This window comes from Streptomyces sp. NPDC060366 (assembly GCF_042725135.1).
Lineage (GTDB): Bacteria > Actinomycetota > Actinomycetes > Streptomycetales > Streptomycetaceae > Streptomyces.
This window is the reverse complement of sequence record NZ_JBHXDC010000003.1, coordinates 175,176-200,578: the sequence shown is the minus strand read 5'-3', so window position 1 is coordinate 200,578 and position 25,403 is coordinate 175,176. Positions and strand designations below refer to the sequence as shown.

23 protein-coding genes are annotated in these 25,403 nt (G+C 71.6%); 12 read left to right on the top strand and 11 right to left on the bottom strand.

Translation table 11 applies throughout. From position 1 onward, the window contains the following. Nucleotides 1–16: 16 nt before the first annotated feature. Both ACFWHU_RS09845 and abc-f read left to right on the top strand, forming a co-directional pair. Nucleotides 17–724, top strand: coding sequence for a phosphotransferase (locus ACFWHU_RS09845; RefSeq protein ID WP_385791243.1), 708 nt, complete (start codon nucleotides 17–19; stop codon nucleotides 722–724). 220 nt (nucleotides 725–944) lie between these two features. After that, a complete protein-coding gene (gene abc-f / locus ACFWHU_RS09840) occupies nucleotides 945–2,564 on the top strand; it encodes a ribosomal protection-like ABC-F family protein (RefSeq protein ID WP_387224546.1) in 1,620 nt (539 codons plus the stop codon). A gap of 25 nt (nucleotides 2,565–2,589) precedes the next feature. Here the strand turns inward: abc-f and ACFWHU_RS09835 are convergent, their stop codons facing one another. From ACFWHU_RS09835 to ACFWHU_RS09825, 3 genes are all read right to left on the bottom strand, one after another. Beyond that, nucleotides 2,590–3,582, bottom strand: a complete 993-nt coding sequence (locus ACFWHU_RS09835) for a GNAT family N-acetyltransferase (protein ID WP_387224545.1) — start codon at nucleotides 3,580–3,582, stop codon at nucleotides 2,590–2,592. Between the two features lie 192 nt (nucleotides 3,583–3,774). Beyond that, a complete protein-coding gene (locus ACFWHU_RS09830; RefSeq protein WP_385791248.1) occupies nucleotides 3,775–5,043 on the bottom strand; it encodes an Ig-like domain-containing protein in 1,269 nt (422 codons plus the stop codon). A gap of 230 nt (nucleotides 5,044–5,273) precedes the next feature. Next, nucleotides 5,274–5,576: a hypothetical protein gene (locus ACFWHU_RS09825; RefSeq protein ID WP_387224544.1), complete on the bottom strand. Its 303-nt coding sequence runs from the start codon at nucleotides 5,574–5,576 to the stop codon at nucleotides 5,274–5,276. A gap of 160 nt (nucleotides 5,577–5,736) precedes the next feature. Between ACFWHU_RS09825 and ACFWHU_RS09820 the strand changes: the two genes are divergently transcribed. Beyond that, a complete protein-coding gene (locus ACFWHU_RS09820) occupies nucleotides 5,737–6,006 on the top strand; it encodes a hypothetical protein (RefSeq protein WP_385791732.1) in 270 nt (89 codons plus the stop codon). 64 nt (nucleotides 6,007–6,070) lie between these two features. Here the strand turns inward: ACFWHU_RS09820 and hutH are convergent, their stop codons facing one another. The 5 genes from hutH to ACFWHU_RS09795 form a co-directional block, all read right to left on the bottom strand. Next, on the bottom strand, nucleotides 6,071–7,612 hold the full coding sequence (gene hutH / locus ACFWHU_RS09815; RefSeq protein ID WP_387224821.1) for a histidine ammonia-lyase: 1,542 nt from the start codon (nucleotides 7,610–7,612) through the stop codon (nucleotides 6,071–6,073). A gap of 577 nt (nucleotides 7,613–8,189) precedes the next feature. Continuing rightward, complete coding sequence (locus tag ACFWHU_RS09810) at nucleotides 8,190–9,353, bottom strand: diguanylate cyclase domain-containing protein (protein WP_385791252.1); 1,164 nt, start codon at nucleotides 9,351–9,353, stop codon at nucleotides 8,190–8,192. Between the two features lie 80 nt (nucleotides 9,354–9,433). Beyond that, on the bottom strand, nucleotides 9,434–10,237 hold the full coding sequence (locus ACFWHU_RS09805) for an enoyl-CoA hydratase/isomerase family protein (RefSeq protein ID WP_387224543.1): 804 nt from the start codon (nucleotides 10,235–10,237) through the stop codon (nucleotides 9,434–9,436). 56 nt (nucleotides 10,238–10,293) lie between these two features. After that, the gene (locus ACFWHU_RS09800) at nucleotides 10,294–11,457 is read right to left on the bottom strand and encodes an adenylate/guanylate cyclase domain-containing protein (protein ID WP_385791256.1); all 1,164 of its coding nucleotides are present in this window, start codon (nucleotides 11,455–11,457) and stop codon (nucleotides 10,294–10,296) included. 207 nt (nucleotides 11,458–11,664) lie between these two features. Beyond that, nucleotides 11,665–12,519 carry a biotin--[acetyl-CoA-carboxylase] ligase gene (locus ACFWHU_RS09795; RefSeq protein ID WP_385791258.1) on the bottom strand — a complete coding sequence of 285 codons (855 nt, stop codon included), beginning with the start codon at nucleotides 12,517–12,519 and terminating at the stop codon, nucleotides 11,665–11,667. A gap of 196 nt (nucleotides 12,520–12,715) precedes the next feature. On the opposite strand from ACFWHU_RS09795, the gene ACFWHU_RS09790 reads away from it, so the two are divergent. The 4 genes from ACFWHU_RS09790 (at nucleotide 12,716) to ACFWHU_RS09775 (ending at nucleotide 16,022) form a co-directional block, all read left to right on the top strand. Further along, nucleotides 12,716–14,311: an acyl-CoA carboxylase subunit beta gene (locus tag ACFWHU_RS09790; RefSeq protein ID WP_359991053.1), complete on the top strand. Its 1,596-nt coding sequence runs from the start codon at nucleotides 12,716–12,718 to the stop codon at nucleotides 14,309–14,311. Between the two features lie 17 nt (nucleotides 14,312–14,328). Continuing rightward, nucleotides 14,329–14,535 carry an acyl-CoA carboxylase epsilon subunit gene (locus tag ACFWHU_RS09785; protein WP_385791261.1) on the top strand — a complete coding sequence of 69 codons (207 nt, stop codon included), beginning with the start codon at nucleotides 14,329–14,331 and terminating at the stop codon, nucleotides 14,533–14,535. Between the two features lie 72 nt (nucleotides 14,536–14,607). Next, nucleotides 14,608–14,736 (top strand): morphogenic membrane protein MmpB, encoded by a 129-nt coding sequence (mmpB, locus tag ACFWHU_RS09780; RefSeq protein WP_385791263.1) that lies wholly within the window; start codon nucleotides 14,608–14,610, stop codon nucleotides 14,734–14,736. Nucleotides 14,737–15,416: 680 nt separating this feature from the next. After that, nucleotides 15,417–16,022, top strand: coding sequence for a Maf family protein (locus ACFWHU_RS09775; protein WP_387224542.1), 606 nt, complete (start codon nucleotides 15,417–15,419; stop codon nucleotides 16,020–16,022). A 4-nt stretch (nucleotides 16,023–16,026) separates the two neighbouring features. Here ACFWHU_RS09775 and ACFWHU_RS09770 read toward each other — a convergent pair whose 3' ends face one another. Then, entirely contained in the window at nucleotides 16,027–16,500 is a 474-nt protein-coding gene (locus tag ACFWHU_RS09770; protein ID WP_387224541.1) for a hypothetical protein, read from the bottom strand. A 348-nt stretch (nucleotides 16,501–16,848) separates the two neighbouring features. Between ACFWHU_RS09770 and ACFWHU_RS09765 the strand changes: the two genes are divergently transcribed. Beyond that, nucleotides 16,849–18,603, top strand: coding sequence for an acetyl/propionyl/methylcrotonyl-CoA carboxylase subunit alpha (locus ACFWHU_RS09765; protein WP_385791269.1), 1,755 nt, complete (start codon nucleotides 16,849–16,851; stop codon nucleotides 18,601–18,603). Between the two features lie 144 nt (nucleotides 18,604–18,747). Beyond that, nucleotides 18,748–19,344, top strand: coding sequence for a TetR/AcrR family transcriptional regulator (locus ACFWHU_RS09760; protein WP_385791271.1), 597 nt, complete (start codon nucleotides 18,748–18,750; stop codon nucleotides 19,342–19,344). Nucleotides 19,345–19,503: 159 nt separating this feature from the next. On the opposite strand, the gene ACFWHU_RS09755 is transcribed toward ACFWHU_RS09760, so the two are convergent. Together ACFWHU_RS09755 and ACFWHU_RS09750 are read right to left on the bottom strand one after the other, a co-directional pair. Then, nucleotides 19,504–20,454: a DeoR/GlpR family DNA-binding transcription regulator gene (locus ACFWHU_RS09755; protein ID WP_385791273.1), complete on the bottom strand. Its 951-nt coding sequence runs from the start codon at nucleotides 20,452–20,454 to the stop codon at nucleotides 19,504–19,506. A gap of 167 nt (nucleotides 20,455–20,621) precedes the next feature. Further along, a complete protein-coding gene (locus tag ACFWHU_RS09750) occupies nucleotides 20,622–22,061 on the bottom strand; it encodes an NAD(P)H-quinone dehydrogenase (RefSeq protein WP_385791275.1) in 1,440 nt (479 codons plus the stop codon). 202 nt (nucleotides 22,062–22,263) lie between these two features. Here ACFWHU_RS09750 and ACFWHU_RS09745 point away from each other — a divergent pair, with 202 nt between their 5' ends. From ACFWHU_RS09745 to ACFWHU_RS09735, 3 genes are all read left to right on the top strand, one after another. Beyond that, nucleotides 22,264–22,701 (top strand): gamma-glutamylcyclotransferase, encoded by a 438-nt coding sequence (locus ACFWHU_RS09745; protein WP_031229841.1) that lies wholly within the window; start codon nucleotides 22,264–22,266, stop codon nucleotides 22,699–22,701. Between the two features lie 137 nt (nucleotides 22,702–22,838). Continuing rightward, entirely contained in the window at nucleotides 22,839–23,669 is an 831-nt protein-coding gene (locus ACFWHU_RS09740) for a purine-nucleoside phosphorylase (protein WP_381794652.1), read from the top strand. A 47-nt stretch (nucleotides 23,670–23,716) separates the two neighbouring features. Then, on the top strand, nucleotides 23,717–25,375 hold the full coding sequence (locus tag ACFWHU_RS09735; RefSeq protein ID WP_385791278.1) for a phospho-sugar mutase: 1,659 nt from the start codon (nucleotides 23,717–23,719) through the stop codon (nucleotides 25,373–25,375). Nucleotides 25,376–25,403: the final 28 nt, after the last annotated feature.

Here is a 25,403-nt window from a genome sequence, read left to right as displayed (position 1 = left end):
TGGCATCGTGGGGGGTATGGACGAGACTCCTCTGCCGGGCGGGTTCATCAATCAGGTCGTACGTGTCGGTGACACCGTGCGGCGCTCCGGGCCGCCGGCTCGACGGGCGGCGTACACAAGGGAGTTGCTGGAGCTGTTCGAGGCGCGGGGCTGGGGCGGGGCGCCCCGGTACCGGGGTGTGGACGAGCAGGGGCGCGAGGTACTGGAGTACGTCGAGGGGCAGGTGTCCCTGCCGTTGTCGGACGCGCGGCTGGCGCGGGTCGCGGAGCTCGTACGGGAGTTCCATGACCTGACGGCCGGATCGTCGCTCGCCGAGGGGCGCGAAGTCGTGTGCCACAACGACCTGTCGCCGAAGAACACGGTCTACGCCGACGGGCTGCCCGTGGCCCTCATCGACTGGGACCTCGCCGCCCCGGGCGACCGTATCCACGATGTCGCCCACGTCTGCTGGCAGTATCTGGACCTCGGCCCCCGTGTGCCGGACGTCGCCGAGGCGGCCCGCCGGATCACCCTGGTCTGCGACTCCTACGGCCTGGACGACCGGGACGGCATCGTCCGCACGATCCTCTGGTGGCAGGACCGCTGCTGGCGCGGCATCGACGAGGCCGCCGACCACGGCGATCCGGCGATGGCAGCGCTGCGCGAGCGGGGCGTGGTGGACGACGTACGGGCCGCGTACACCTGGGTGTCGGCCCACGCCTTCGAACTGGCGGCGAAGCTCTAGGCCGTGTCCGGCGGATCTTCGGGGGCCCGGGACGCCCGGCGGCGGGTAATTCGCGGGCGCCCTCCGGTGGCCCTCGTTAGACTCGGCGCCATGGGTATGTACTCGTACTACTTCTTTCTCTGATTCCGGGCGCGGACGCCCCGGCGTGGGTCCTCGTCAGGACCGCCGGCGTCCCCATGTCTCCGCCCGACGCAGGTAACTCGTACCCCAGGGAAAGAACATGCGCGAACGCGCCCAATTGTCGATGAGAGACGTCTCGAAGTCGTACGGCGACCGGACCGTCCTCGATCAGGTGTCACTGTCCGTACGGCCCGGTGACAGGGCCGGTGTCATCGGGGAGAACGGCTCCGGGAAGTCCACCCTGCTGCGGCTGCTCGCCGGGGCCGAGCGGCCGGACGGCGGTGAGGTCACCGTCCTGTTCCCCGGCGGGGTCGGGTATCTCTCCCAGACCCTCGGGCTCGACCCCGGCCGATCCGTCCAGGCCGCCGTCGACGCGGCCCTCGCGGATCTGCGGGAGCTCGAACGCCGGATCGGCGCCGCCGAGGCGACGCTCGCCGATGCCACGGAAGCCGAACTGGCCGCTTACGGCGATCTGTTGACCGCCTACGAGGACCGCGACGGGTACGCGGCGGACGCCCGCGTCGACGCCGCCATGCACGGGCTCGGACTCGCCCACGTCGGACGGGAACGCCCGCTCGGATCGCTCTCCGGCGGCGAGCAGTCCAGGGTGGCGCTGGCCTGCGTCCTGGCTTCGGCGCCCGAGTTGCTGCTGCTGGACGAGCCGACCAACCATCTCGATCTCCGGGCCACCACGTATCTGGAGGACCAACTCAGGGCGCACCGCGGCACGGTGGTCGCCGTCACCCACGACCGCGCGTTCCTGGAGCGCGTCGCGACGACGATCCTGGAGGTCGACCGGGACACCCGCGCGGTGACGCGGTACGGCGACGGCTGGACCGGCTACCGCACGGCCAAGGCCGCGGCCCGGCACCGCTGGGAGCAGGACCACCAGGAGTATCTGGCGGACCTGGCCCGTACGAAGGAGCAGGTCGCCGCCGCCGGGCAGCGGCTCGCGGCCACCGGGAAGGATCCTGGGCAGGGCTTCGGAAAGCACCGCCGTTCGCACGAAGCGAAGCTGTCCGGGCAGGTCAGGGCGGCGCGGGTGCGGCTGGAACGGCTGGAGCGGGAGCCGGTGCCCGCGCCGCCGGAGCCGCTCACGTTCGCGGCCGACCCGGCCACCGCCGGGGCGGAGGGCGTTCTGGCGGAGCTGTCCGGCGTCGTGGTCGGGGACCGGCTGCGGGTGGACGCGCTCCAGGTGAAGGCGGGGGCCCGGCTGCTGGTCGACGGGCCCAACGGCGCGGGCAAGACCACGCTGCTGCGGGTGCTGGCCGGGGATCTGCGGCCGGACGCGGGCAGCGCCCACCGTACGGCCGAAGTCGGCTATCTGGCACAGGAGTTGGTGACCGCGACGACAGCCTCGCGGCTCTCGTTGCTGGGGGCGTTCGCGGTGGGCCGCCGGGGGCTGCCCGAGGAGCACACGGACGAGCTGCTGGCTCTCGGGCTGTTCCGGGAGGAGGATCTGTCGGTGCCCGTGGCCGGGCTCTCGGTGGGGCAGCGGCGCCGGCTCGAACTGGCGAGGCTGCTGACGGTCCCCGCCGATCTGCTGATCCTGGACGAGCCGACGAACCATGTGGCGCTGAGTCTGGTGGAGGATCTGGAGCGGGCGCTCGCCTCGTACGGGGGCGCCGTGGTCGTGGTCTCGCACGACCGCCGCTTCCGGAGCGAATTCGTTGGCGAGCGGCTGGAGTTGCGCGCGGGAAGGGTGGTGCCGGAAGGCTGAGTCGGGCCCAACGCCTGCCGCGTGACTAGAGCTTGGCCTGGAAGATCCCCGCCGGCCTCTCGCGCCGGTAGCCGAGCGCCGCGTTCACGGCCAGCATCGGCGCGTTGTCGTCGGCGACGCTGGTGCTGATCTCCCGTACTCCGGGGTGGTGTTCGGCGAGCGTGCTCAGCAGATGGCGCTTGACCGCCCGGCCGAGTCCGCGCCCGCGGTGCTCCGGGACGACCACCGTGTCGTACTGGAGCGCCCGGGTGTGGGACGGGTCACGCAGGACGAGTTCGCTGTACGCGGCGATGCTCTCGGCGCCCGTGCCGTCGGCCTCCGCCAGCACCACCGAGGTCAGGAGGATGCCGCCCCGGTCGTCGACGAGCCGGGCGGCGCCCCGTACCCGTTCCGCGTCCCATCTCGGCGTCCGCTCGTCCACACCGCCGGCGGGGGCGTCGCGCATCACGTCGTGCGCCCGCGCGAACTCGTCCGCCAGCGCGTCCGGTACGACGCCGTCCCAGTCCGCGAAGCGGTAGCCGTCGGGCAGTCGCGGCTCGGGCAGTTCGGCGTCCGCCTCCCGGACCCGCTGGACGTACCAGGCCAGCGGAAGCACCTTGGCGAAGCCCAGCCCGTCCACGAACGCCTCACCGGCGCCGCCCACTTCGAGCATGGTGGAGACCGAACTGCGCCCGTCGGCGGTCAGTTCGGCCCGTATCGCGCCCCACAACGCGGCGCCGACGCCCCGTCGCCTGGCCTCGGGACGGACGACCAGGGCGTCGAGGAAGGCGGTGTGCCGGTTGCTCTCCTCGGTGAACAGCAGCAGCGTGGCGACGCCGTCGTACGACCCGTCGGGAGCGGCCGACACCAGATGGAGCATCCGCGCGTTGGGCGACTGCACGCGCAGCTTCCCGGCGGTCTCGGTACGGCCGGGTTCCGGGACGGAGGCGGGCACGTCCTGGAGATGGGCAGCCGCGATCACGTCATGCCAGGCGTCTGTCTCCGCCTCCGACGGCGGGGTTCCCAGAGTCATCAGCATGATCCGAACCTACGCTCACTACCGGGTCCGTGCCCCCGAGTTGTCAGCGCTTCCCGGACAGTGAGACCGCCTTTCCGCGCCGTTGGTTGCGCGGAGGGGCACACAATCGTCATAAGTCCTACCCACGCAAACCGCGGCGGCACCCGGATCGGGTGCCGCCGCGGTGCGGGACGGGACGAAAGAGGGACGGGATCAGGCGGCGGAGCCGGCCTGCCAGTCCGCCCAGCTCAGGTTCCAGCCGTTGAGGCCGTTGTCGGGCTGGATGGTCTTGTCCGGGGAGTTCTTGACGACGACCACGTCACCGACGATGGAGTTGTCGAAGAACCAGGCACCCGGCTGGTTGGGGTCGTTCGCGCCCTTCGCGTCGTTCAGACCGACACAGCCGTGGCTCGTGTTGGTCGAACCGAAGATCGAGTCGTCGCCCCAGTAGTTGCCGTGGATGAAGGTGCCCGACGTGGAGAGCCGCATCGCGTGCGGGACGTCCTTGATGTCGTACTCACCCTTGCCGTCGTCGTCCGTGAAGCCGACCGTCGCACCGTTCATCCGGGTCTCCTTGAACTTCTCGGAGATCACCATCTGACCGTTGTACGTCGGGTTGTCGGGGGAGCCGGCGGAGATCGGGATGGTCTTGATCGTCTTGCCGTCCTGCTGAATGGTCATCGTCTTGGCCTTGGTGTCGACCGTGGAGACCTGGTTGCGGCCGACCTTGAAGGTGACCGTCTTCTGCTGGACGCCGAAGACACCGTTCGCACCCTCGACGCCGTCGAGAGCCAGCTTCAGGGTGACGGTGGAGCCGCCCTGCCAGTACTGCTCGGGGCGGAAGTCCAGGCGCTGCGAGTTGAACCAGTGACCGACGACTTCCTGGCCACTGCTCGACGTGACGGTGATCCCGCCCTGCACGGCGGCCTTGTTGGTGATCCCCTTGTCGAAGTTGAGCGAGACCGGCATTCCGACGCCGACGGTCGAACCGTCCTCGGGCGTGAAATTGCCGATGAAGCTGTTGTTCGGCGAGACGGTGGTGAAGGAGGAGTTCTCGTGGGCCTCGCGGTCCTTGGAGTCCTTCGCCGTGGCGACGATCTTGTACGTCGTCGAGCGCTCCAGCTGGCCGTCCGGCTTCCAGCTCTTGGCGTCGGCGGCCAGGGTGCCCTTGACGGCGGCCCCCTCCGCGGTGGTCATCTCGACCTTGGTGAGCGTGCCCTTGGTGACGGTGACCTTCGCGTCGTTGTTGATGCCCGCGTTGTCGGCGCCGTTCTTGGGCGAGATGGCTATCTGGGCCTCGGACGTGTCCTTCGCCGCGGCCTCGTCCACCTGCGCCTGCGAATCCTTCGAACGCTCGGCTCCGGAGTCCTTCTCACCGTCGCCACTGCTACAGGCCGAGAGCACCAGAACCCCGCCGAGCAGTGCGGACGCGGCCGTCAGGCCCTTGCGCCGCTTGCCGTTCGTCATCACACGCTTCTCCATCGTCGCCGATTCCCTGCCCATGACCTTTAAGAACACCCATACCGGTTCGTCCGGTTCCACATCGGACGTAGATGTGTGCAACGCCACTCGCGCTCCGGGATGTACACGAGCTGCGCTTCTGTCAGCCCCGGGGCGCACATCACACGGCGCCCCGGGAACAAGGGTGTCACGCCCGCGGACCGAATCCCGCCGGGGCGTCCGATCTCCCCACCGCCGACACCATCGACACGTTACCGACCGGCGTCCACGTCACCATTGTCACCTTCCGCCTCGTCGTACTCGTCCAGATCCCATTCCACGGCTTCCGGGTCGTAGTCGATCCGCTCACTGCTCCACGACGCCTGGGCGAGCTCCACCCCGGGCACCTCGCCGGCCAGCTCCGACGGCTCCACGAGATACGCGAGGGCCTCCGCCGCGTCTTCCCGCACCGCCGACCTGGCATGCTCGCGTTCCTCGTCCGGCATGGAATCGTCCGTCGCGATACGGCTCAGCGCGGCGGCGGTCAGCGCCTCCGGATCATCGATCTCCAGCACCAATTCAACGTGCAGACGGACAAAACGGGATGTCTCAGGAGTGCTCATATCCGGAGAGTAGGCCCCCCGCCCCTCGCGACTTTCCCGCGACCCGCTGCTTTCACTAGCATCAGCGCACCCCCAATTCGGCGTTTTCCCAAGGGAGATCGATTACGTGTACGTGTCCGTACGCCGACCGCTGCTCACAGCCATAACCGCCGGAATCCTGCTCTGCGCCATGTGGTTCGTCCCCTCGGCGAACGCCACCAGCGAGCAGGGCGCGGGTCGGCAGCAGTCCACCGCAGCCGACCGGGAGAGCTCGGCCGGGCTCACCCTCGCCGAGACGGGAGCGGGCGTGGACACCACGCCCTACCTGATCACCGGCATGGCGTTCCTGTGTGTGGGAGCGGCTTTCGTCGCGCACTCACGCAGAGGCGCGTCCGCGCTCTGACGCGGCGGTGAATACGTGAAGGGGCCGCCCGGCAGCCGGGCGGCCCCTTCACGTATTCCGGGACTCAGGCGAGCGGGCCGGTGACCGGCTCCACCGCCGCCACCAGCAGGCCCTCGCGCACGAACGCGTCGGCCGCCGCGAGATCCGGGGCCAGGTACCGGTCGGGGCCCGGACCCTCTATCCCCGCCGCACGCAGCGCCTCGATGACGGCGAGCGTGGCGGGCGCGGGCATCAGGCCCGTACGCAGCTCGATCGCGCGGGTCGCCGCGTACAGCTCGACGGCGACGACGCGCGTCAGATTCCCGACGGCCGTACGGAGCTTGCGCGCCGCCGACCAGCCCATGGACACGTGGTCCTCCTGCATCGCCGACGAGGGGATGGAGTCGACGGACGCCGGGACGGCCAGCCGCTTCATCTCGCTGACCAGCGCGGCCTGTGTGTACTGGGCGATCATCAGACCCGAGTCGACACCGGGGTCGTCCGCGAGGAAGGCGGGCAGACCGTGCGAACGGTTCTTGTCGAGCAGCCGGTCCGTGCGGCGCTCGGCGATGGAGCCGAGGTCGGCGGCGACGATCGCGAGGAAGTCCAGGACGTACGCGACGGGGGCGCCGTGGAAGTTGCCGTTGGACTCCACCCGGCCGTCCGGCAGCACCACCGGGTTGTCGACGGAGGAGGCCAGCTCGCGGTCCGCGACGGTCCGGGCGTAGGCGAGGGTGTCCCGGCCCGCGCCGGCGACCTGCGGGGCGCAGCGCACGGAGTACGCGTCCTGCACCCGGGGAGCCGCGTCCTCCTGGAAGTGCCCGGTCAGCCCGGACCCGGCGAGCACCCGCAGCATGTTGTCGGCGCTGGCGCCCTGGCCGGGGTGCGGGCGGATGGCGTGCAGCTCGGGGGCGAGGACCTTGTCCGTACCGAGCAGGGCCTCCAGGGTCAGCGCGGCGGTGATGTCGGCGGAGGTGTAGAGCCGCTGGAGATCGGCGAGCGCCATGACCAGCATGCCGAGCATTCCGTCGGTGCCGTTGAGGAGCGCGAGCCCCTCCTTCTCCCGCAGCTCCAACGGCTTGATGCCGTGCGCGGCCAGCAGCTCGCCCGCGGGCTTCAGGACGCCGTCCGGTCCTTCGGCGTCGCCCTCGCCCATCAGCGTCAGCGCGCAGTGGGAGAGCGGCGCGAGGTCGCCGGAGCAGCCGAGGGAGCCGTACTCGTGGACGACGGGCGTGATCCCGGCGTTCAGTACGTCCGCCATGGTCTGCGCGACCAGCGGGCGTACGCCGGTGTGCCCGGACGCGACGGTCTTGAGCCGCAGGAACATCAGCGCCCGCACGACCTCGCGCTCGACGCGGGGGCCCATCCCGGCGGCGTGCGACCGCACGATGTTGCGCTGGAGCCGCCCGCGCAGGTCCGGCCCGATGGCGCGGCTGGCGAGCGCGCCGAAGCCGGTGGAGACGCCGTACACGGGCTCGGGCTTGGCGGCGAGCGCGTCGACGATCTCGCGGGCGGCGGCGAGGGCGGAGAGGGCGTCGGCGGAGAGCTCGACGCGGGCGTTGCCGCGGGCGACGGCGACGACGTCCTCGGCGGTGGTGCCGGCCGGCCCCACGACGACAGTGTGCATATCCATATTCAGGAGCGTACGGATTGAAACTCAACGTGTCACTAGTAAGGCGGCGGGGGTGACGCGGCCCGGGGGGGCGGTTGACCGGTTCCGCCCGGTGGTCGGGTTGTCCTCAATCGCCGGACGGGCTTCAAATGCGCCCGCACGGCGACGGGACGGGCGCCTGTGGCGCCGGGCTTGGTTGGTGCGGGTCGGGGACCGTGGGCCGCTCCGGGGTCATGCCCGGACGGCGTGATTTACGGCGCGTGCGAGGTTCGTTGGCCTCAGGGGAACCGGGCTGTTCACGCGCCACAAATCAGCCTGAGTGTCCGGCCACGACCCCTGCGCGTCCCCCTTTCCATCCCGCGGGAGGGGTGTCGGGGTGGCTCGTGCCGGTGTCGTGACGGTGTGAGGGGGGCGGGGGCGCAGGAGGGGTGTGTTCGGACACTTGGGCTGATTTGTGGCGCGTGAACAAGGTGGGTCAGCGGGTCCAACGAGCCCTGCACGCGCCGTAAATCACGCCGTCCGGACATACCCGTCCGGAGGCCCCGAACCCCGACCATGACCGACAACAGCAACCCACCCCCGGAGGGACCCGTCACCCCGACCCCCGCGTCATCCCCCGGAACCGCCTCCGCTCCCCCGACGGCACCCCCGACGGCGCCCGCGGCGGCTCGTCCGCCAGGCGGACCACTCCGCCGTCCCGACCCGCCACCACCGGCCCCACCGACCTCGCCGCCTTCGCGCGGTACTGCGCCGCGTCCGCGAGCCGGAACAGCCGGCGCGCCGACGGCAGCGGCCCGATCGGGTCCCCCGTCGACGCGACCCCGCAAGCCACCCCCTCACCCAGCTCCAACTCCGCGGCCCGGCGGCAGAGTTCGTCGGCGACCTCCACCACGGCGTCCGACGGCGGCCCCACCGTCAGCAGGCAGAACTCGTCGCCGCCCAGCCGCGCGGCCAGCGCCCCCGGCAGCCTCGCCCCGCAGACGGACAGCAGCGAGCCGAATCGTTCCAGCAGCCGGTCACCCACCGCGTGCCCGTGCGTGTCGTTCACCCGCTTGAGCCCGTTGAGGTCGCAGACGACCAGGCTGACGACCGCCCCGTCCGTACGGTGCCGGGCGACCGCCTCGTCGAGGCGCGTGTCCACCGCGCGGCGGTTCGCCAGCCCCGTCAGCGGGTCCGTGAAGGCCAGCCGGCGAACCTCTTCCAGCCGCTCCGTCTGCGCGATCCCCGACGCCACGACCGACGCGATGACGGTCGCGAAATCCGCGTCGTCGCGCCCGAAGACCGGCTCCCCGAGCCGCCTCGCCACGTACAGCTCCCCCCACGCCCGCCCGTGCAGCACGATCGGCGCGACGACGCAGCACCCCCGGCCGCGCCGGCGCAGCGCGGCGACCCGCTGGTGGCAGTAGCCGGGCTCACCGGTCGCGGTGGCCGGGCCGTCGACCGTCTCGACCCACGCGTTCGGCTCGCCGCCGCCCGCCCACCGCTCGTGCAGGAACTCCGCGATCTCGGGGAACCGGTGCACGGGATACGACTCGTCCTCGGGGAACTCCTCCTCCCCCTCCGCCAGGTCCCCCGCGTTCACCAGGACCTTGAGCTGCCCCAGGTCCCGCTCCCACACGGACAGCGCGGCGAAGCTGCCGGCCAGCGCGTCACGCGCGCCGAGCGCGGCGGCCCGCCAGGACTCGTTCGAGGTCTGCGCCGAGGCCATGGCCTGGGCAAGCTCCACCACGGCGCGTAGCCGCGCGTCCTCTCCCATCACTCCAGCTTAGGGTGCTTTGGGGTGATTCGATCACTCGGAGCGAGGGGTCATCACACTCCGTACACACAACCTGCGGACTACTCGCCCGGCCACTGCGGCTTCCGCTTCTCGTTGAACGCGGCGACACCTTCCGTACGGTCCCCGGAGAAGGCCACCGAACGCCACGCCGCGTCCTCGACCTCCAGACCGGCCCGCAGATCCAGCCCGTGCCCCAGCCGCAGCGCGCGCTTCGCCGCCCGGAGTCCGACCGGCGAGTTCCCGGCGATACGGGAGGCCAGCGCCAGCGCCTCGTCACGGTCGGCGCCCTCGGCCGCCAGTTGGTCGACGAGGCCCAGCTCGTGCGCCTCGCGCGCCTCCAACCGCCGTGCGGTGAAGATGAGTTCGGCGGCGCGGGCGGCTCCGACGCGGCGCGGCAGGAGTTGCGTACCGCCGCCGCCGGGGATCACGCCCACGGACACCTCGGGAAGCCCGACGACCGCCGTCGGGTCGGCGACGATCAGGTCGCAGGAGAGCGCCAGCTCGAACCCGCCGCCGAGGGCGAAGCCGTGCACGGCGGCGATGGTCGGCATGGGGAGCTCCAGGACGCCGGTGTACGCGGCGCGGGCGGTCGGCCGCTGCCGTACCAGCTCGGCGTCGCTCAGCGAGTTCCGCTCCTTGAGGTCCGCGCCGACGCAGAAGGCCCGCGCGTGTGTCGAGGTGAGGACGGTGACCCGTACGTCCCGGTCCGCGCCGAGCGCCGCGCAGGCCGCGCCGATGTAGCGGGCCATCTCCGTCGAGACCGCGTTCATGGCCTTGGGCCGGTCGAGCACCAGCTCGGCCACATGCCCGTGCCTGCGCACCGCGACGAATTCCCCGAACCGCTGATCACTCTCCGCGCCCACCGCACCCACCCGCTTCCCGGTTAACGATCGTTGACCGGGATCATAGGCGGCGCCCGTCAGGCGTTGGGCTTGGGCCGCCTCGTCAGGAGCCACGGCTCCACGACACCGAGCCCGCGCACCGGGCGCTGCCACATCGGCTGTATGGCGAAGCGGTACGACGGCGGCTCGTCGCCCGCCTTCTCGGCGGTCGCGGCCTCCTCCGCCGCCTCGGCCTCGGAGGCCGGGGTGTCACCCGTCCGGATCAGCTCCTCCGCGAGCGCGCCGTCGACCAGGACGGCGTCCTTGGGAGCTATCGAGGTGAGCCGGCTCGCCAGATTCACCGTGTTGCCGAACACGTCGCCCATCCGGGTGGTGACGGTGCCGAACGCGATGCCGACGCGCAGCGCGGGCATCGACTCGTCGTGCGTCATGGTCTCGATGAGCCGCAGCGCGATCTCCGCGGCGGTACCGGCGTCGTCGGCCGCGTACAGGACCTCGTCGCCGAGCGTCTTGATGAGCCGGCCGCCGTGCGCGGCCACCAGGTCGGCGCAGGTGGTCTCGAACGCCTCGACCAGTTCGCCGAGCTCCTCCTCCTCCAGCCGGCGGGTCAGCCGGGTGAAACCGACCAGGTCGGCGAAGCCGACGGCGAGACGGCGGTCCACCATCTCCTCGTCGTCGGCGGCCTGGACGACGCGTCCGGTGGCGGCGGCGAGCTGGCGCCGCCACACGTACACCAGGAACTCCTCCAGCTCCGGGAGCAACAGCTCGACCAGGGGATACGTGACCTCGGTCCGCGTCATACCGGGCTCGGGCGGCTCCGTGAGGCCGGCGAGGAAGGAATCGATCTGCCACTCCGCCAGGCGGGCGGTGGTCTGTCCGGTCGACCGTGCGACCTGGATCGCCATCGGCTCGCTCAGCAGACCGGCCTCGACGAGACCGGCGAGACGCCGCAACGCCAGGACGTCGGCCTCGGTGAGGGCCCGCGCCTGGCCGATGTCCGCGAACCCCATGGCACGCCAGAAGCGGGACGCCAGATCCATCGAGACGCCTGCGGTGCGGGCGGCCTGGAAGGGGGTGTAGCGGCGCTCGGCGCCGAGAATCAGCTGTTCGAGCCGGATGGCGAGAGGGTCGTCGGTGGGCTCGGCCGTGTGGTCGACGGCGTGGTGCGGAGTGGGGTGACCGGAGGAGTCCGACGGCGGCTTTTCGTCCCCACCACCGGAGGTCGTGTCGTCGACCGTCACCAGCCGCCTCCTGCCCGTTCCCTGCGCACTGCCCTGCCGATCTGTCGTGAGTCGCCTCAACGATACGGCAGGTCGGGGCTGTCGGGGTCGCCTTCGGACGCGGGCATTACGGGTGCTTGACCCGGGGTTCTCCGGGGTGCGTCCACCGCCTGTCCGCGAGGGCCGGGCGGCCCCGGTGAAACCGGCCCGGCCGGGGCACCGGGCGCCCTACGCCGCACGCAGGTGCACCACGTCCCCCGCGCCCACCGCCTCCTGCCCGCCGCCCTCCGTGGCGATAACCAGCCGTCCGTCACCGTCGATCGCCACCGCGTCCCCCACCAGTTGCCGCTCCCCCGGCAGCTCCGCCCGCACCGCGCGGCCCAGCGTCGCGCAGCCCGCCACGTACGCCTCCTGGAGTCCCGACGCCGCCGGGTCGCCCGCGGCGTCCCGCCACGCGCCGTACCAGCGCTCCACCCCGCGCAGCACCGCCCGCAGCAGCGGATCGCGGTCGACGGACACCGCGTTCGCGAGCGCGAGCGAGCCCGCGCCGGGGACGGGCAGCTCCGATTCGGTGAGGCTGACGTTCAGGCCGATGCCCACGACCACCGCGTCGTCGCCCGCGCGCTCCGCGAGGATCCCGCCCGCCTTGCGTTCCTCGCCGCCGACCGTCACCAGCAGGTCGTTGGGCCACTTCAGCGCCGTGTCCACGCCCGCCGCGCGCGCGACCGCCGTCGCGACCGCGACGCCGGTGAGCAGCGGCAGCCACCCCCAGCGCTCCACCGGGACGTCCGGCCCCGGCCGCAGGAGTACGGAGAGGAACACCCCGGACCGGGCGGGCGCCGACCACTTACGGTCCAGCCGCCCGCGCCCCCGGGTCTGCTCCTCGGCGACGAGCACCGCGCCCTCCGGGAGTTCGCCGGCGCGGGCGGCGAGGTCGGAGTTGGTGGATCCCGTCGCCGTGACGACGTCGAGCGAGGTCCACAGGCGGCCCGGCACGATCAGGCCGCGCCGCAGCGCGGTGGTGTTCAGCGGCGGGCGTTCGAGATCGGTCCAGCGGCTGCCCGCGGCATTGTGCTCCGTCATGCGCGCCACCCTAGGGTCTGCGGTGCGGCCGGGCGCGGTGCGACCGCATGCGGTGCGACCGGGCGTGCTCACGGCCGGGGACGGTGTGGCCAACGACGCACTGCCGATCGCCGGGCCCGCCGATACGCTACGGACCAGTAGCCACACGCCGAGCCGCAGTAGACAGATCCGCAGACCCGCAGGGAGCCGCATCCCCATGTCCGAGCCGGAAATCGCCCGCGGAACAGAGCACAGCCACACCACCGCGGGCAAGATCGCGGACCTTCAGCGCCGTATCGAGGAGGCCACGCACGCGGGCTCCGCGCGGGCGGTGGAGAAGCAGCACGCCAAGGGCAAGCTGACGGCCCGCGAGCGGGTCGAGCTGCTCCTCGACGAGGGGTCGTTCGTCGAGCTCGACGAGTTCGCCAGGCACCGTTCCACCAATTTCGGCATCGAGAAGAACCGCCCGTACGGAGACGGTGTCGTCACCGGCTACGGCACGGTCGACGGCCGCCCGGTCTGCGTCTACTCGCAGGACTTCACGATCTTCGGCGGTTCGCTCGGCGAGGTCTACGGCGAGAAGATCGTCAAAGTCATGGACTTCGCGCTGAAGACCGGCTGCCCGGTCATCGGCATCAACGACGGCGGCGGCGCCCGTATCCAGGAGGGCGTGGTCGCGCTCGGCCTGTTCGCCGAGATCTTCCGCCGAAACGTGCACGCGTCGGGTGTCGTCCCGCAGATCAGTCTCATCGTGGGCCCGTGCGCGGGCGGCGCCGTCTACTCCCCGGCGATCACCGACTTCACGGTGATGGTGGACCAGACCTCGCACATGTTCATCACCGGGCCGGACGTCATCAAGACGGTCACCGGCGAGGACGTCGGCTTCGAGGAGCTGGGCGGGGCGCGTACGCACAACACGACGTCAGGCGTCGCGCACCATATGGCCGGTGACGAGAAGGACGCCGTCGAGTACGTGAAGTCGCTCCTGTCGTATCTGCCGTCGAACAACCTCTCCGAGCCGCCCGCCTTCCCGGAGGTGGCCGAACTGGAGGCCACGGCCGAGGACTTGGAGCTGGACACGCTCATCCCGGACTCGGCGAACCAGCCGTACGACATGCACACCGCCATCGAGCACGTGCTGGACGACGCCGAATTCCTGGAGACCCAGGCGCTGTTCGCGCCGAACATCATCACCGGCTTCGGCCGGGTCGAGGGCTATCCGGTCGGCATCGTCGCCAACCAGCCGATGCAGTTCGCGGGTTGTCTGGACATCGACGCGTCCGAGAAGGCGGCGCGGTTCGTCCGTACCTGCGACGCGTTCAACATCCCGGTCATCACGTTCGTGGACGTGCCGGGCTTCCTGCCGGGTGTCGACCAGGAGTACGGCGGCATCATCCGGCGCGGCGCCAAGCTGATCTACGCGTACGCGGAGGCGACGGTCCCGCTGATCACCGTGATCACCCGCAAGGCGTTCGGCGGCGCGTACGACGTGATGGGCTCCAAGCATCTGGGCGCCGACCTCAATCTGGCCTGGCCGACGGCACAGATCGCGGTGATGGGCGCGCAGGGCGCGGTCAACATCCTGCACCGGCGTACGATCGCCGCCGCCGAGGACCAGGACGCGACGCGGGCCGGTCTGATCGCGGAGTACGAGGACGCGCTGCTGAACCCGTACGTCGCGGCCGAACGCGGCTATGTCGACGCGATCATCATGCCGTCCGAGACGCGGGCGCATCTGGTGAAGGGGCTGCGGCAGTTGCGTACGAAACGGGAGAGCCTGCCCCCGAAGAAGCACGGCAACATCCCCCTGTAGGACGGTAGGAGGCCGGAATGATCAAGGTCGTACGAGGCAATCCGACCCCCGAGGAGCTGGCCGCCGCACTCGCGGTGGTGCGGGCGCGGGCGGCGGCAGGGGCCGACCCGGCGCCGGGCGCCGCGCCGCCCGCACCGAGCTGGTCGGACCCGGCCCGCATCGCCCGCCGCGAGACCCGCCGCCCGGGGCCACGGGCTTGGGCGCGTACGTACTGGCCGGGATAGCGGCGCTCGGGCGGGAGGCTCTGAGTACGGGTACTCAGGCGTCCCGCCCGCCACGCCCCCAGGATCGAAGGCATGCTCTGGTCCGATCCTGAGAACGAACCCCCCAAGGACATGCGGGACATGCAGGCGATGATGCGCCGCGCCGGCGTCATCCTCGCGCTGGCGATGGTCCTGGGGATGCTGGTAGCCGGCATCCGCTAGGTCATGTCTTCAAAGTAGCGCCGTCCGCCGGTAGGGCGGGGCCCGCGGCGGCTGGTGCGGTCAACGCGGCGAGGTGCCGTGCCAGGCGTCGCGGGCCAGGCGGGACTTTGAAGACACGACCTAGGGCCTGTCGTTCGGATCTTGCCGGGCTCGCGGTCCCTGGCACGCACGCCCGCCGCGTTGTCGTCGGTCGCCAACGCTCCGCGTTGTCTCCCTCCTCCGCCTTGCGACCGCACGCACCAGACCCCACTCCCTGATCCGGCCTGATCCAAACGACAGACCCTAGCCCCGGCGTGCTTTTCCAAGCCCGTCCGGCAAGCGTCTCAAGCCCGCCCGGCCGGCCGGCTTTTCCAAGCCCGTCCGGCGGGCCTTCCCCCCCGCCCGGCGGGTTTTTCAAGCCCGTCCGGGGGCTTCTCCGCCTCCGCCCGGCGGGCTCTTTTAAGCCCGTCCGGCGATTGAGGACACCACCCACCGGCCGGTGCGCGTCTCAACCCGCCCGGCGGGCTCTCTCAAGCCCGTCCGGCGATTGAGGACAACCACCCACCGGCCGGTGCACACCCCAGCACGCGTCCCGCCCCGCCCGGCGCACATCTCAGCCCGTCCGGCGACCGAGGACGGCCACCCTTCGCGGACGCTCCCCGGGAACCCCGCACCCCCGCCCGGTGGCTACCCTGCTCGTCATGACCGATCAGCGCCGCCGTCTCGTCCTCGCCTCCGCCTCCCCCGCCCGCCTCGGGCTGCTCAGGCAGGCGGGTCTCGCGCCCGAAGTGATCGTCAGCGGCGTCGACGAGGACGCGCTGACCGCCGCCACGCCCGCCGACCTGGCGCGGGTGCTCGCCGAGGCCAAGGCCGCCGCCGTGGCCGCCCGGCCGGACGCCGCGGGCGCGCTCGTCGTCGGCTGCGACTCGGTGCTGGAACTGGACGGCGAGGCCCACGGCAAGCCCGCCGACGCCGAGGCGGCGACCGCGCGCTGGAAGGTGATGCGCGGCCGGTCGGGCGTGCTTCGGAGCGGACACTGCGTGATCGACACGGTGACGGGGCGCGGTGTGTCCGAGACCGCCTCGACCACGGTCCGGTTCGGCGAGCCCACGGACGCGGAGATCGCCGCGTACGTCGCGACGGGTGAACCCCTGTACGTGGCGGGGGCGTTCACGCTGGACGGACTCTCGGCGCCGTTCGTCGACTCGATCGACGGCAATCACGGGAACGTACTCGGGCTGTCGATGCCGCTGCTGCGCAAGCTCCTGTCGGAGCACGGCGTCGCGATCACCGACCTCTGGGCGTGAGCCCTCAGGCCGCAGAGGGCCCGGCCCCGGCGGGCCCGGCCGCCCCGGCTCCGGCTCCGGCTCCGGGAGCGCGCCCGGCGTCCTTGGGGCGCTCGCCGTACGCGACCAGCGTCAGCACGATCAGCGCCAGTACGACCATCATGAACAGGAACGCCGTCCAGCCCACCAGTCCCACCGCCAGCGCCCCGAGCACCCCGTGCAGGACGGCGCAGCTGATCAGGACGGGCCGGGCGACGCGCCCGAACCCCCGGTCGGTGAACGCCGCGCGCACCAGCAGGGCCGCGCACACGACCAGGTAGAGACCGAGGGCAACGCCCGCCGCCCAGGCCCCGTTGGACATGGCGTCCGGGTCGAGTCCGGCGAGTGACATCTGCTGGTTGTCGACGACGGTGGCCATCAGACCGTTGACGAAGACGAAGCCGACGGCCTCCGCGAGCAGCACGATCGCGGCCACCCATGCCACCGGTCTGCGCACCACGGCACCCACCCTCTTCCCCTGTTACCCGAAGTACGTACGGCACCGGGAAGGCTACTTACCGGTAAACCCCCGGACAAGGGCCCGGACAGAGGCAAAGAATCCGGCAGGCGTTAGTTGGAACTCAACAAAGATTCGAGAGACGCGCCGGGGCGCCCTGACAGAGACCTTGGCCACATACGGCGATTACTGTGCGGCTAAGAGTCCGGGCGTACCCTGGCGTCACAAGGGATTTCGCGACTTGAGCGAGCCTCGGGTCACACTCCGTGTGGGCAAGCTCACCATTGGGGACGGGTCGATCGGTCGTGTCGGCAGTCCCTAAACTCAGCTTGTTTCCAGGAGGGAGCCATCGTGCGCAAGGTGCTCATCGCCAATCGTGGCGAAATCGCTGTCCGTGTTGCTCGTGCGTGCCGGGACGCCGGGATCGGTTCGGTGGCTGTGTACGCCGATCCGGACCGGGACGCGTCGCATGTGCGAGCGGCCGACGAGGCGTTCGCGTTGGGTGGTGACACTCCCGCGGCCAGCTATCTCGACATGGCCAAGGTCCTCCAGGCGGCCAAGGACTCCGACGCCGACGCGATCCACCCCGGCTACGGATTCCTGTCGGAGAACGCCGAGTTCGCCCAGGCGGTGCTCGACGCGGGACTGACCTGGATCGGGCCGCCGCCGCAGGCGATCCGCGATCTGGGTGACAAGGTCGCCGCGCGGCACATCGCCCAGCGCGCCGGCGCCCCGCTGGTCGCGGGCACCCCCGACCCGGTCTCCGGCGCGGAGGAAGTGGTCGCGTTCGCCCGCGAGCACGGTCTGCCCATCGCGATCAAGGCCGCCTTCGGCGGTGGCGGGCGCGGTCTGAAGGTCGCCCGCACCCTGGAGGAAGTCCCCGAGCTGTACGACTCCGCCGTCCGCGAGGCGGTGGCGGCGTTCGGCCGCGGCGAGTGCTTCGTCGAGCGTTACCTCGACAAGCCCCGCCATGTGGAGACGCAGTGCCTGGCCGACACCCACGGCAACGTGGTCGTCGTCTCCACCCGCGACTGCTCCCTCCAGCGCCGCCACCAGAAGCTGGTGGAGGAGGCCCCGGCGCCGTTCCTCTCCCAGGCGCAGAACGACGAGCTGTACGCCGCGTCGAAGGCGATCCTGAAGGAAGCCGGCTACGTCGGCGCCGGCACGGTCGAGTTCCTGGTCGGGACGGACGGCACGATCTCCTTCCTGGAGGTCAACACCCGCCTCCAGGTGGAGCACCCGGTCACCGAGGAAGTCACCGGCATCGACCTCGTACGGGAGATGTTCCGCATCGCCGACGGCGAGAAGCTGGGCTACGACGACCCGCCGGTCCGCGGCCACTCGATCGAGTTCCGTATCAACGGCGAGGACCCCGGCCGCGGCTTCCTGCCCGCCCCCGGCACCGTCACCCTCTTCCGGCCCCCGACCGGCCCCGGTGTGCGGCTGGACGCTGGCGTGGAGAGCGGCTCGGTCATCGGCCCCGCCTGGGACTCCCTCCTGGCCAAGCTGATCATCACGGGCGCCACCCGCGAGCAGGCCCTCCAGCGCGCCGCGCGTGCGCTGGGCGAGTTCCAGGTCGAGGGCATGGCCACCGCCATCCCGTTCCACCGTGCCGTCGTGACCGACCCGGCCTTCACAGCCGATCCGTTCACGATCCACACCCGCTGGATCGAGACCGAGTTCGTCAACACCATCCCGGCCTTCGCCGCCCCCGCCGACGGGGACACGGATGACGAGCCGGGCCGCGAGACGGTCGTCGTCGAGGTCGGCGGCAAGCGCCTGGAGGTCTCACTGCCCTCCAGCCTCGGTATGAGCCTGGCCCGCACGGGCCTGGCCGCCGGTGCCCGTCCCAAGCGCCGTGCCACGAAGAAGGCCGGTTCGGCGGCGACCGGCGACACCCTCGCCTCGCCGATGCAGGGCACGATCGTGAAGGTGGCGGTCGAGGAGGGCCAGCAGGTCAGCGAGGGCGACCTCGTCGTCGTCCTTGAGGCCATGAAGATGGAACAGCCTCTCAACGCGCACCGCTCGGGCACGATCAAGGGCCTCACCGCCGAGATCGGCGCGTCGCTCACCTCGGGCGCGACGATCTGCGAGATCAAGGACTGACCTTCGTCATCACCGACTGCCCCGCCGGGCGACAACCGGCGGGGCAGTCGGCGTATGCGGACGGGCCCGGCCCGCGGTGGCATCCTGGGACGCACACCGGACCGGGCCCGTATGGCCCCACCCGTAGCGACAGGAAGGACCGCGATGGCGAGCAGCAGTGGCGCGCCGCCGAGGCCCATGCGGGCCGACGCGCGGCGTAACTACGAGCGCGTGCTCCGCGAGGCCCGTTCCGCGTTCGCCGAGCACGGCACCGACGCCTCGCTGGAGGATGTCGCGCGCCGTGCCGGAGTCGGCATCGGCACGCTGTACCGGCACTTCCCCACCCGGCACGCCCTGATGAACGCGGTCTTCCAGGAGGCGCTCGCCGATCTGCTCGACCGCTCGCGCGAACTCGCCGAAGCCGACCGGCCCTGCCACGCGCTGGTGGCGTGGCTGCGCGCGCTGATCACTCACGCGGGTGAGTACCGCGGGCTGTCCCGCGCGCTCATGTCGGCCTCGCACGACGCGAGTTCGGCCCTGACGCAGTGCAGCGCGGGCCTACGTACAGCGGGCGAACTGCTGCTCGTACGGGCGCAGGTGAGCGGGGCCGTCCGGGCGGACACGTCGATCGACGACCTGATGCAGCTGACGAACGCCATCGCACTGGCCGCCGAACAGTCCCCGTCCGACCCGGAACTGGCCGACCGCCTGCTGACGCTGACACTGACGGGCCTGAAGGGCCCCGGCGAGCCCGCCCGGTAAGCGCGCACGGTCCGTCGGCAGACCATGTCGGGCGACGGGCGGGGTGCCCGTTCTGCTGTTGCGGACAGCGCCCCTGGGGCATGTCCACAGAGTTCAATCTGACCCGCAACGCCCGGCACGACAGGTACGCACCCGCACCAGGACCGTCCCGACGGGACGTCAGCGGTGGCGCAGGTCAGCGACCCGGGCGCGCTCGCCCGGTTGCTCGGCGAGCATCCCCGCCGACGCGGACGCCGACGCGCCGCGCCGCGTCTGCGGGCCCGGCCCGGTGCCGCCGTGCGTACGGCGCTGGCCCGGCAGCGGGGCGTCCCGTCGAGGCTGCCGCCCCGGCGGGGCACCTTCACCACCGGTCCCCGACCCCGCGGCCCCGCCCGCCACCGTGATCTGCACCCCCTGGTCGGCGAGGGCCTGGAGTTCGGTCGCGGCGCGGTCGTCGTGCGCGGGCGGGTCGTCGGTGACCAGCCGGGTGATCACATCCGTCGGCACCGTCTGGAACATCGTGTCGGTGCCCAGTTTGGTGTGATCGGCGAGCACGACGACCTCGGCCGCCGCCTGCACCAGCGCGCGGTCGACGCTGGCCGAGAGCATGTTGGAGGTGGACAGGCCGCGCTCCGCGGTCAGCCCGCTCCCGGACAGGAACGCGCGGGAGACCCGTAGCCCCTGGAGCGACTGCTCGGCACCACTGCCGACCAGCGCGTAGTTGGAGCCACGCAGGGTGCCCCCGGTCATGACGACTTCGACCCTGTTGGCATGGGCCAACGCCTGTGCGACCAGCAGGGAGTTGGTGACGACGGTCAGTCCGGGGATCCGCGCGAGCCGGCGGGCCAGCTCCTGCGTGGTCGTACCGGCGCCGACCACCACGGCTTCGCCTTCTTCGACGAGGCTCGCGGCGAGATCGGCGATGGCCGTCTTCTCCGCCGTGGCGAGATGGGATTTTTGCGGAAAGCCGGATTCTCGCGTGAATCCGCCCGGCAGTACCGCACCGCCGTGCCGACGGTCGAGGAGTCCTTCGGCCTCCAACGCCCGCACGTCCCGCCGTACGGTCACTTCGGAGGTCTGGACGACGCGGGCGAGCTCACGGAGCGACACGGCTCCGTTGGCGCGCACCATTTCGAGGATTAACTGGCGACGTTCTGCAGCGAACACGAAACTGACAGTAACCTGGACGGCCGTCTGCTTTCAGCGATTCGCCCCGAAATACGGAAGGTGAACATAGGGAGCGGCGCCAAGTGGTATGGGAGCGCGGGGCCGTGGCCCGCGCACGCCCATGACCTGCGTCAACCCTCTTCGTCGCTCTTACGGCTGTGCAACTGCCGTGCCACTTCGGCGATCGAGCCCGACAGAGAGGGGTACACAGTGAATGCGTTTGCGATCTGTTCGACGGTCATATTGTTGTCGACCGCGATCGAGATGGGGTGAATCAGCTCGCTGGCGCGCGGCGCGACGACGACGCCGCCGACGACGATGCCGGTGCCCGGCCGGCAGAGTATCTTGACGAAACCGTCCCTGATGCCCTGCATCTTGGCGCGCGGATTGCGCAGCAGCGGCAGCTTGACGACCCGCGCGTCGATCTTCCCGCTGTCGACGTCCGACTGGCTGTAGCCGACGGTCGCGATCTCCGGGTCGGTGAAGACGTTGGACGAGACGGTCTTGAGGTTGAGCGGGGCCACCGCGTCGCCGAGGAAGTGGTACATCGCGATGCGGCCCTGCATCGCGGCGACCGAGGCGAGCGCGAAGATGCCGGTCACGTCGCCCGCCGCGTAGACGCCGGGCGCGGACGTACGCGACACCCGGTCGGTCCAGATGTGGCCCGAGTCCTTGACGCGGACCCCGGCCTCCTCCAGGCCCATGCCCTCGGCGTTGGGGATCGCGCCGACGGCCATCAGACAGTGCGTGCCGGAGATGACCCGGCCGTCGGCGAGGGTCACCTCGACGCGGTCGCCGACGCGCTTGGCGGACGAGGCGCGGGAGCGCGACATCACGTTCATACCGCGGCGCCGGAAGACGTCCTCCAGTACGGCGGCGGCGTCCGGGTCCTCGCCGGGCAGCACCCGGTCGCGCGAGGAGACGAGCGTGACGCGGGAGCCGAGCGCCTGGTACGCGCCGGCGAACTCGGCGCCGGTGACGCCGGAGCCGACCACGATCAGCTCTTCGGGCAGCTCCGTGAGGTCGTAGACCTGCGTCCAGTTGAGGATGCGCTCGCCGTCGGGGAGCGCGTCGGGGATCTCTCGCGGGTGCGCGCCCGTCGCGATCAGCACGGCGTCGGCGGTCAGCGACTCCTCCGAGCCGTCGGCCGAGGTCACGATCACCTGGCGGGAGCCGTCGGTGGCCTGCCGGCCGTCGAGCCGGCCACGGCCGCGCAGCACGCGGGCGCCGGCCCGGGTGACGGAGGCGGTGATGTCGTGGGACTGGGCGAGCGCGAGGCGCTTCACACGCCGGTTGACCTTGCCGAGGTCCACGCCGACGACACGGGCGGCCTGTTCGAGCGGCGGGGTGTCGTCGGCGACGATGATGCCCAGCTCCTCGTAGGAGGAGTCGAAGGTGGTCATCACCTCGGCCGTCGCGATGAGGGTCTTGGACGGTACGCAGTCGGTGAGCACCGAGGCCCCGCCGAGGCCGTCGCAGTCCACGACGCTCACCTCGGCGCCGAGCTGTGCGGCCACCAGGGCCGCCTCGTATCCGCCGGGTCCGCCGCCGATGATCACGATCCGGGTCACGAAAAAGTCCGCCTCGCGTTGTCGACCCGACCCGTCTGCCGTCCCGGCCGGGAGTCCGGGGAGCCCCCGGAGTATGCAGTACGTACGCCATTGTCCCGCACTCTTCAAGGTGCTTCGCCCCGGGTCCCTCCCCGCGAGTAACGCCCGGCCCGCGCCCGTGTGATTCACCGTGCACGCGCGTCCCTCCCGTACCCTCGTCCCCATGTCGCTCTACGCCGCGTACGCCGGCAACCTCGACGCGCGGCTGATGTCCCGCCGCGCCCCGCACTCCCCGCTGCGCGGCACCGGCTGGCTCAACGGCTGGCGGCTCACCTTCGGTGGGGAGCAGATGGGCTGGGAGGGTGCGCTGGTCACCCTCGTGGAGGCGCCCCGCTCCCAGGTCTTCGTGGCGCTCTACGACATCGCTCCGATGGACGAGGACTCGATGGACCGCTGGGAGGGCGTCGGCCTCGACATATACCGGCGGATGCGGGTGCGCGTGGACACGCTGGACGGCAAGGAGCCGGCCTGGCTGTACGTACTGAACGGGTACGAGGGCGGGCTGCCCTCGGCGCGCTATCTCGGCGAGCTGGCGGAGGCGGCGGAATCGGCCGGTGCGCCGCACGACTATGTGATGGAACTGCGAAAGCGCGCGTGCTGAACGGGCACCCGACCCGCACGCGGCGGCTCTGAACGGCGGCTGACCCGCGCGTTTGTCGAAAACGACAACACAACGATCCGAAGACCGTATGCTCGATCATCTACGCGCGTAGGGCCGGAGCGGTTACCCTCTTCCGCGTGAACGCATCTGTTATCCCGGCCACGGCCGACGGATCTGCCGACCCCCACGCCGCCGCCTCCGCCGCCGCGGTGCGCCTGCGCGAGCTGACCGGCGCCGAGACCCATGACGTCGCCCTGGTGATGGGCTCCGGCTGGGCACCCGCCGTCGCCGCGCTGGGAGCACCCGAGGCCGAGTTCCCGGTGACCGAGCTGCCGGGCTTCCCCCCGCCGGTCGTCGCCGGCCACGGCGGGACGATCCGCTCCTACGCGATCGCCGAGAAGCGCGCGCTGGTCTTCCTGGGCCGTACGCACTACTACGAGGGCCGCGGCGTCGCGGCCGTCGCGCACGGTGTCCGTACGGCCGTCGCCGCCGGCTGCAAGACCGTCGTCCTGACGAACGGCTGCGGCGGACTGCGCGAGGGCATGCGCCCGGGGCAGCCGGTGCTGATCAGCGACCACATCAATCTGACGGCCGCGTCACCGATCGTCGGCGCGAACTTCGTGGACCTCACGGACCTGTACTCGCCCCGGCTGCGCGCGCTGTGCAAGGAGGTGGACCCCGCCCTGGAGGAGGGCGTGTACGTCCAGTTCCCCGGCCCGCACTACGAGACGCCCGCCGAGATCAACATGGTCCGGGTGCTGGGCGGCGACCTCGTCGGCATGTCCACCGTGCTGGAGGCCATCGCGGCGCGTGAGGCGGGCGCCGAGGTGCTGGGCATCTCGCTGGTGACGAACCTGGCGGCGGGTCTGTCGGGCGAGCCGCTGAACCACGAGGAGGTCCTCCAGGCGGGCCGCGACTCGGCCACGCAGATGGGCGCCCTGCTGGCGCGGGTGCTCGAGCGCATCTGAGAGCTTGTCGTGTGACCTCCGAGCGGGCCCAGGAAGGGAAACCCACAGTGCAGCAGGACCTCATCGCGCGGGCCGAGGCGTGGCTCGCCGAGGACCCGGACGGCGACACCCGGCGCGAGTTGCGGGAGCTCGTCGACTCCGGTGACCTGGACGCGCTCGCCGAACGGTTCAGCGGCACGCTCCAGTTCGGCACGGCCGGACTCCGCGGCGAGCTGGGCGCCGGGCCGATGCGGATGAACCGGTCGGTGGTCATCCGCGCCGCCGCCGGTCTCGCGGCGTACCTCAAGGCCACGGGCCAGGGCGGCGGTCTCGTCGTCATCGGCTATGACGCCCGCCACAAATCGGCCGACTTCGCGCGTGACACCGCAGCCGTGATGACCGGGGCGGGGCTGCGCGCCGCCGTACTGCCGCGTCCGCTGCCGACTCCCCTGCTCGCGTTCGCCATACGGCATCTCGGAGCCGTGGCCGGGGTGGAGGTCACCGCCAGCCACAACCCGCCGCGGGACAACGGCTACAAGGTCTATCTCGGCGACGGCTCCCAGATCGTGCCTCCCATGGACGGCGGGATCGCGGCCGAGATCGACGCCGTCGGGCCGCTGGACTCGGTGCCCCGCCCCGAGGACGGCTGGGAGATCCTCGGCGACGAGGTGCTGACCGCGTATCTGGAGCGCACGGACACCGTACTGAGTGCCGGATCCCCCCGTACGGCGCGCGTGGTCCACACGGCGCTGCACGGGGTCGGTACGCAGACGCTGAACGCCGCGTTCGCACGGGCCGGCTTCCCCGCGCCCGTACCGGTGGCCGAACAGGCGGAGCCCGATCCGGACTTCCCCACCGTCGCCTTCCCGAACCCGGAGGAGCCGGGCGCGATGGACCTGGCCTTCGCCACGGCCCGCCGCGCCGCCCCCGACATCGTCATCGCCAACGACCCGGACGCCGACCGCTGCGCGGTGGCCGTCCCGGACGCGGACGCCGAGAGCGGCTGGCGGATGCTGCGCGGCGACGAGGTGGGCGCGCTGCTGGCCGCGCACCTGGTGAACAAGGGCGCGACGGGCACGTCGGGCGTCTTCGCCGAGTCGATCGTGTCCTCGTCGCTGCTGGGGCGGATCGCGGAGGCGGCGGGGGTCGGCTACGAGGAGACGCTCACCGGCTTCAAGTGGATCGCCCGCGTCGAGGGCCTGCGGTACGGCTACGAGGAAGCCCTCGGCTACTGCGTCGACCCCGACGGCGTACGCGACAAGGACGGCATCACGGCGGCGCTGCTCGTCGCGGAGCTGGCGTCCGAGCTGAAGGAGCGGGGCCGGGGCCTCGCGGACCTCCTGGACGACCTGGCGCTCGCGCACGGCCTGCACGCGACGGACCAGCTCTCGGCGCGGGTGAAGGACCTGTCACTGATCACGCGGGCGATGGACCGCCTGCGTGACCACCCGCCGACGGTCCTCGCGGGTCTGACGGTCACGTCGGCGGAGGACCTCTCGGCGGGCGCGTCGGGCCTGCCGCCGACGGACGGTCTGCGCTACCACCTGGACGGGGCGTACCGGGCCCGGGTGATCGTCCGCCCGAGCGGTACGGAACCGAAGCTCAAGTGCTACCTGGAGGCCGTGATCCCGGTCGCCACCGCGGCGGACCTGCCCTCGGCGCGAACCGTCGCCACGGAGCTGCTGACGTCCCTGAAGCGGGACCTGGCGGAGGCCGCGGGCATCTGAAGCCCCTGTCCTCAATCGCCGGACGGGC

Coding starts and splice junctions, on each gene's coding strand:
- ACFWHU_RS09845 (WP_385791243.1), top strand. CDS start 17: ATGGACGAGACTCCTCTGCCGGGCGGGTTCATCAATCAGGTCGTACGT.
- abc-f (WP_387224546.1), top strand. CDS start 945: ATGCGCGAACGCGCCCAATTGTCGATGAGAGACGTCTCGAAGTCGTAC.
- ACFWHU_RS09835 (WP_387224545.1), bottom strand. CDS start 3,582: ATGCTGATGACTCTGGGAACCCCGCCGTCGGAGGCGGAGACAGACGCC.
- ACFWHU_RS09830 (WP_385791248.1), bottom strand. CDS start 5,043: ATGGAGAAGCGTGTGATGACGAACGGCAAGCGGCGCAAGGGCCTGACG.
- hutH (WP_387224821.1), bottom strand. CDS start 7,612: ATGCACACTGTCGTCGTGGGGCCGGCCGGCACCACCGCCGAGGACGTC.
- ACFWHU_RS09810 (WP_385791252.1), bottom strand. CDS start 9,353: ATGGGAGAGGACGCGCGGCTACGCGCCGTGGTGGAGCTTGCCCAGGCC.
- ACFWHU_RS09795 (WP_385791258.1), bottom strand. CDS start 12,519: ATGACGGAGCACAATGCCGCGGGCAGCCGCTGGACCGATCTCGAACGC.
- ACFWHU_RS09790 (WP_359991053.1), top strand. CDS start 12,716: ATGTCCGAGCCGGAAATCGCCCGCGGAACAGAGCACAGCCACACCACC.
- ACFWHU_RS09785 (WP_385791261.1), top strand. CDS start 14,329: ATGATCAAGGTCGTACGAGGCAATCCGACCCCCGAGGAGCTGGCCGCC.
- mmpB (WP_385791263.1), top strand. CDS start 14,608: ATGCTCTGGTCCGATCCTGAGAACGAACCCCCCAAGGACATGCGGGAC.
- ACFWHU_RS09775 (WP_387224542.1), top strand. CDS start 15,417: ATGACCGATCAGCGCCGCCGTCTCGTCCTCGCCTCCGCCTCCCCCGCC.
- ACFWHU_RS09760 (WP_385791271.1), top strand. CDS start 18,748: ATGGCGAGCAGCAGTGGCGCGCCGCCGAGGCCCATGCGGGCCGACGCG.
- ACFWHU_RS09755 (WP_385791273.1), bottom strand. CDS start 20,454: ATGGTGCGCGCCAACGGAGCCGTGTCGCTCCGTGAGCTCGCCCGCGTC.
- ACFWHU_RS09745 (WP_031229841.1), top strand. CDS start 22,264: ATGTCGCTCTACGCCGCGTACGCCGGCAACCTCGACGCGCGGCTGATG.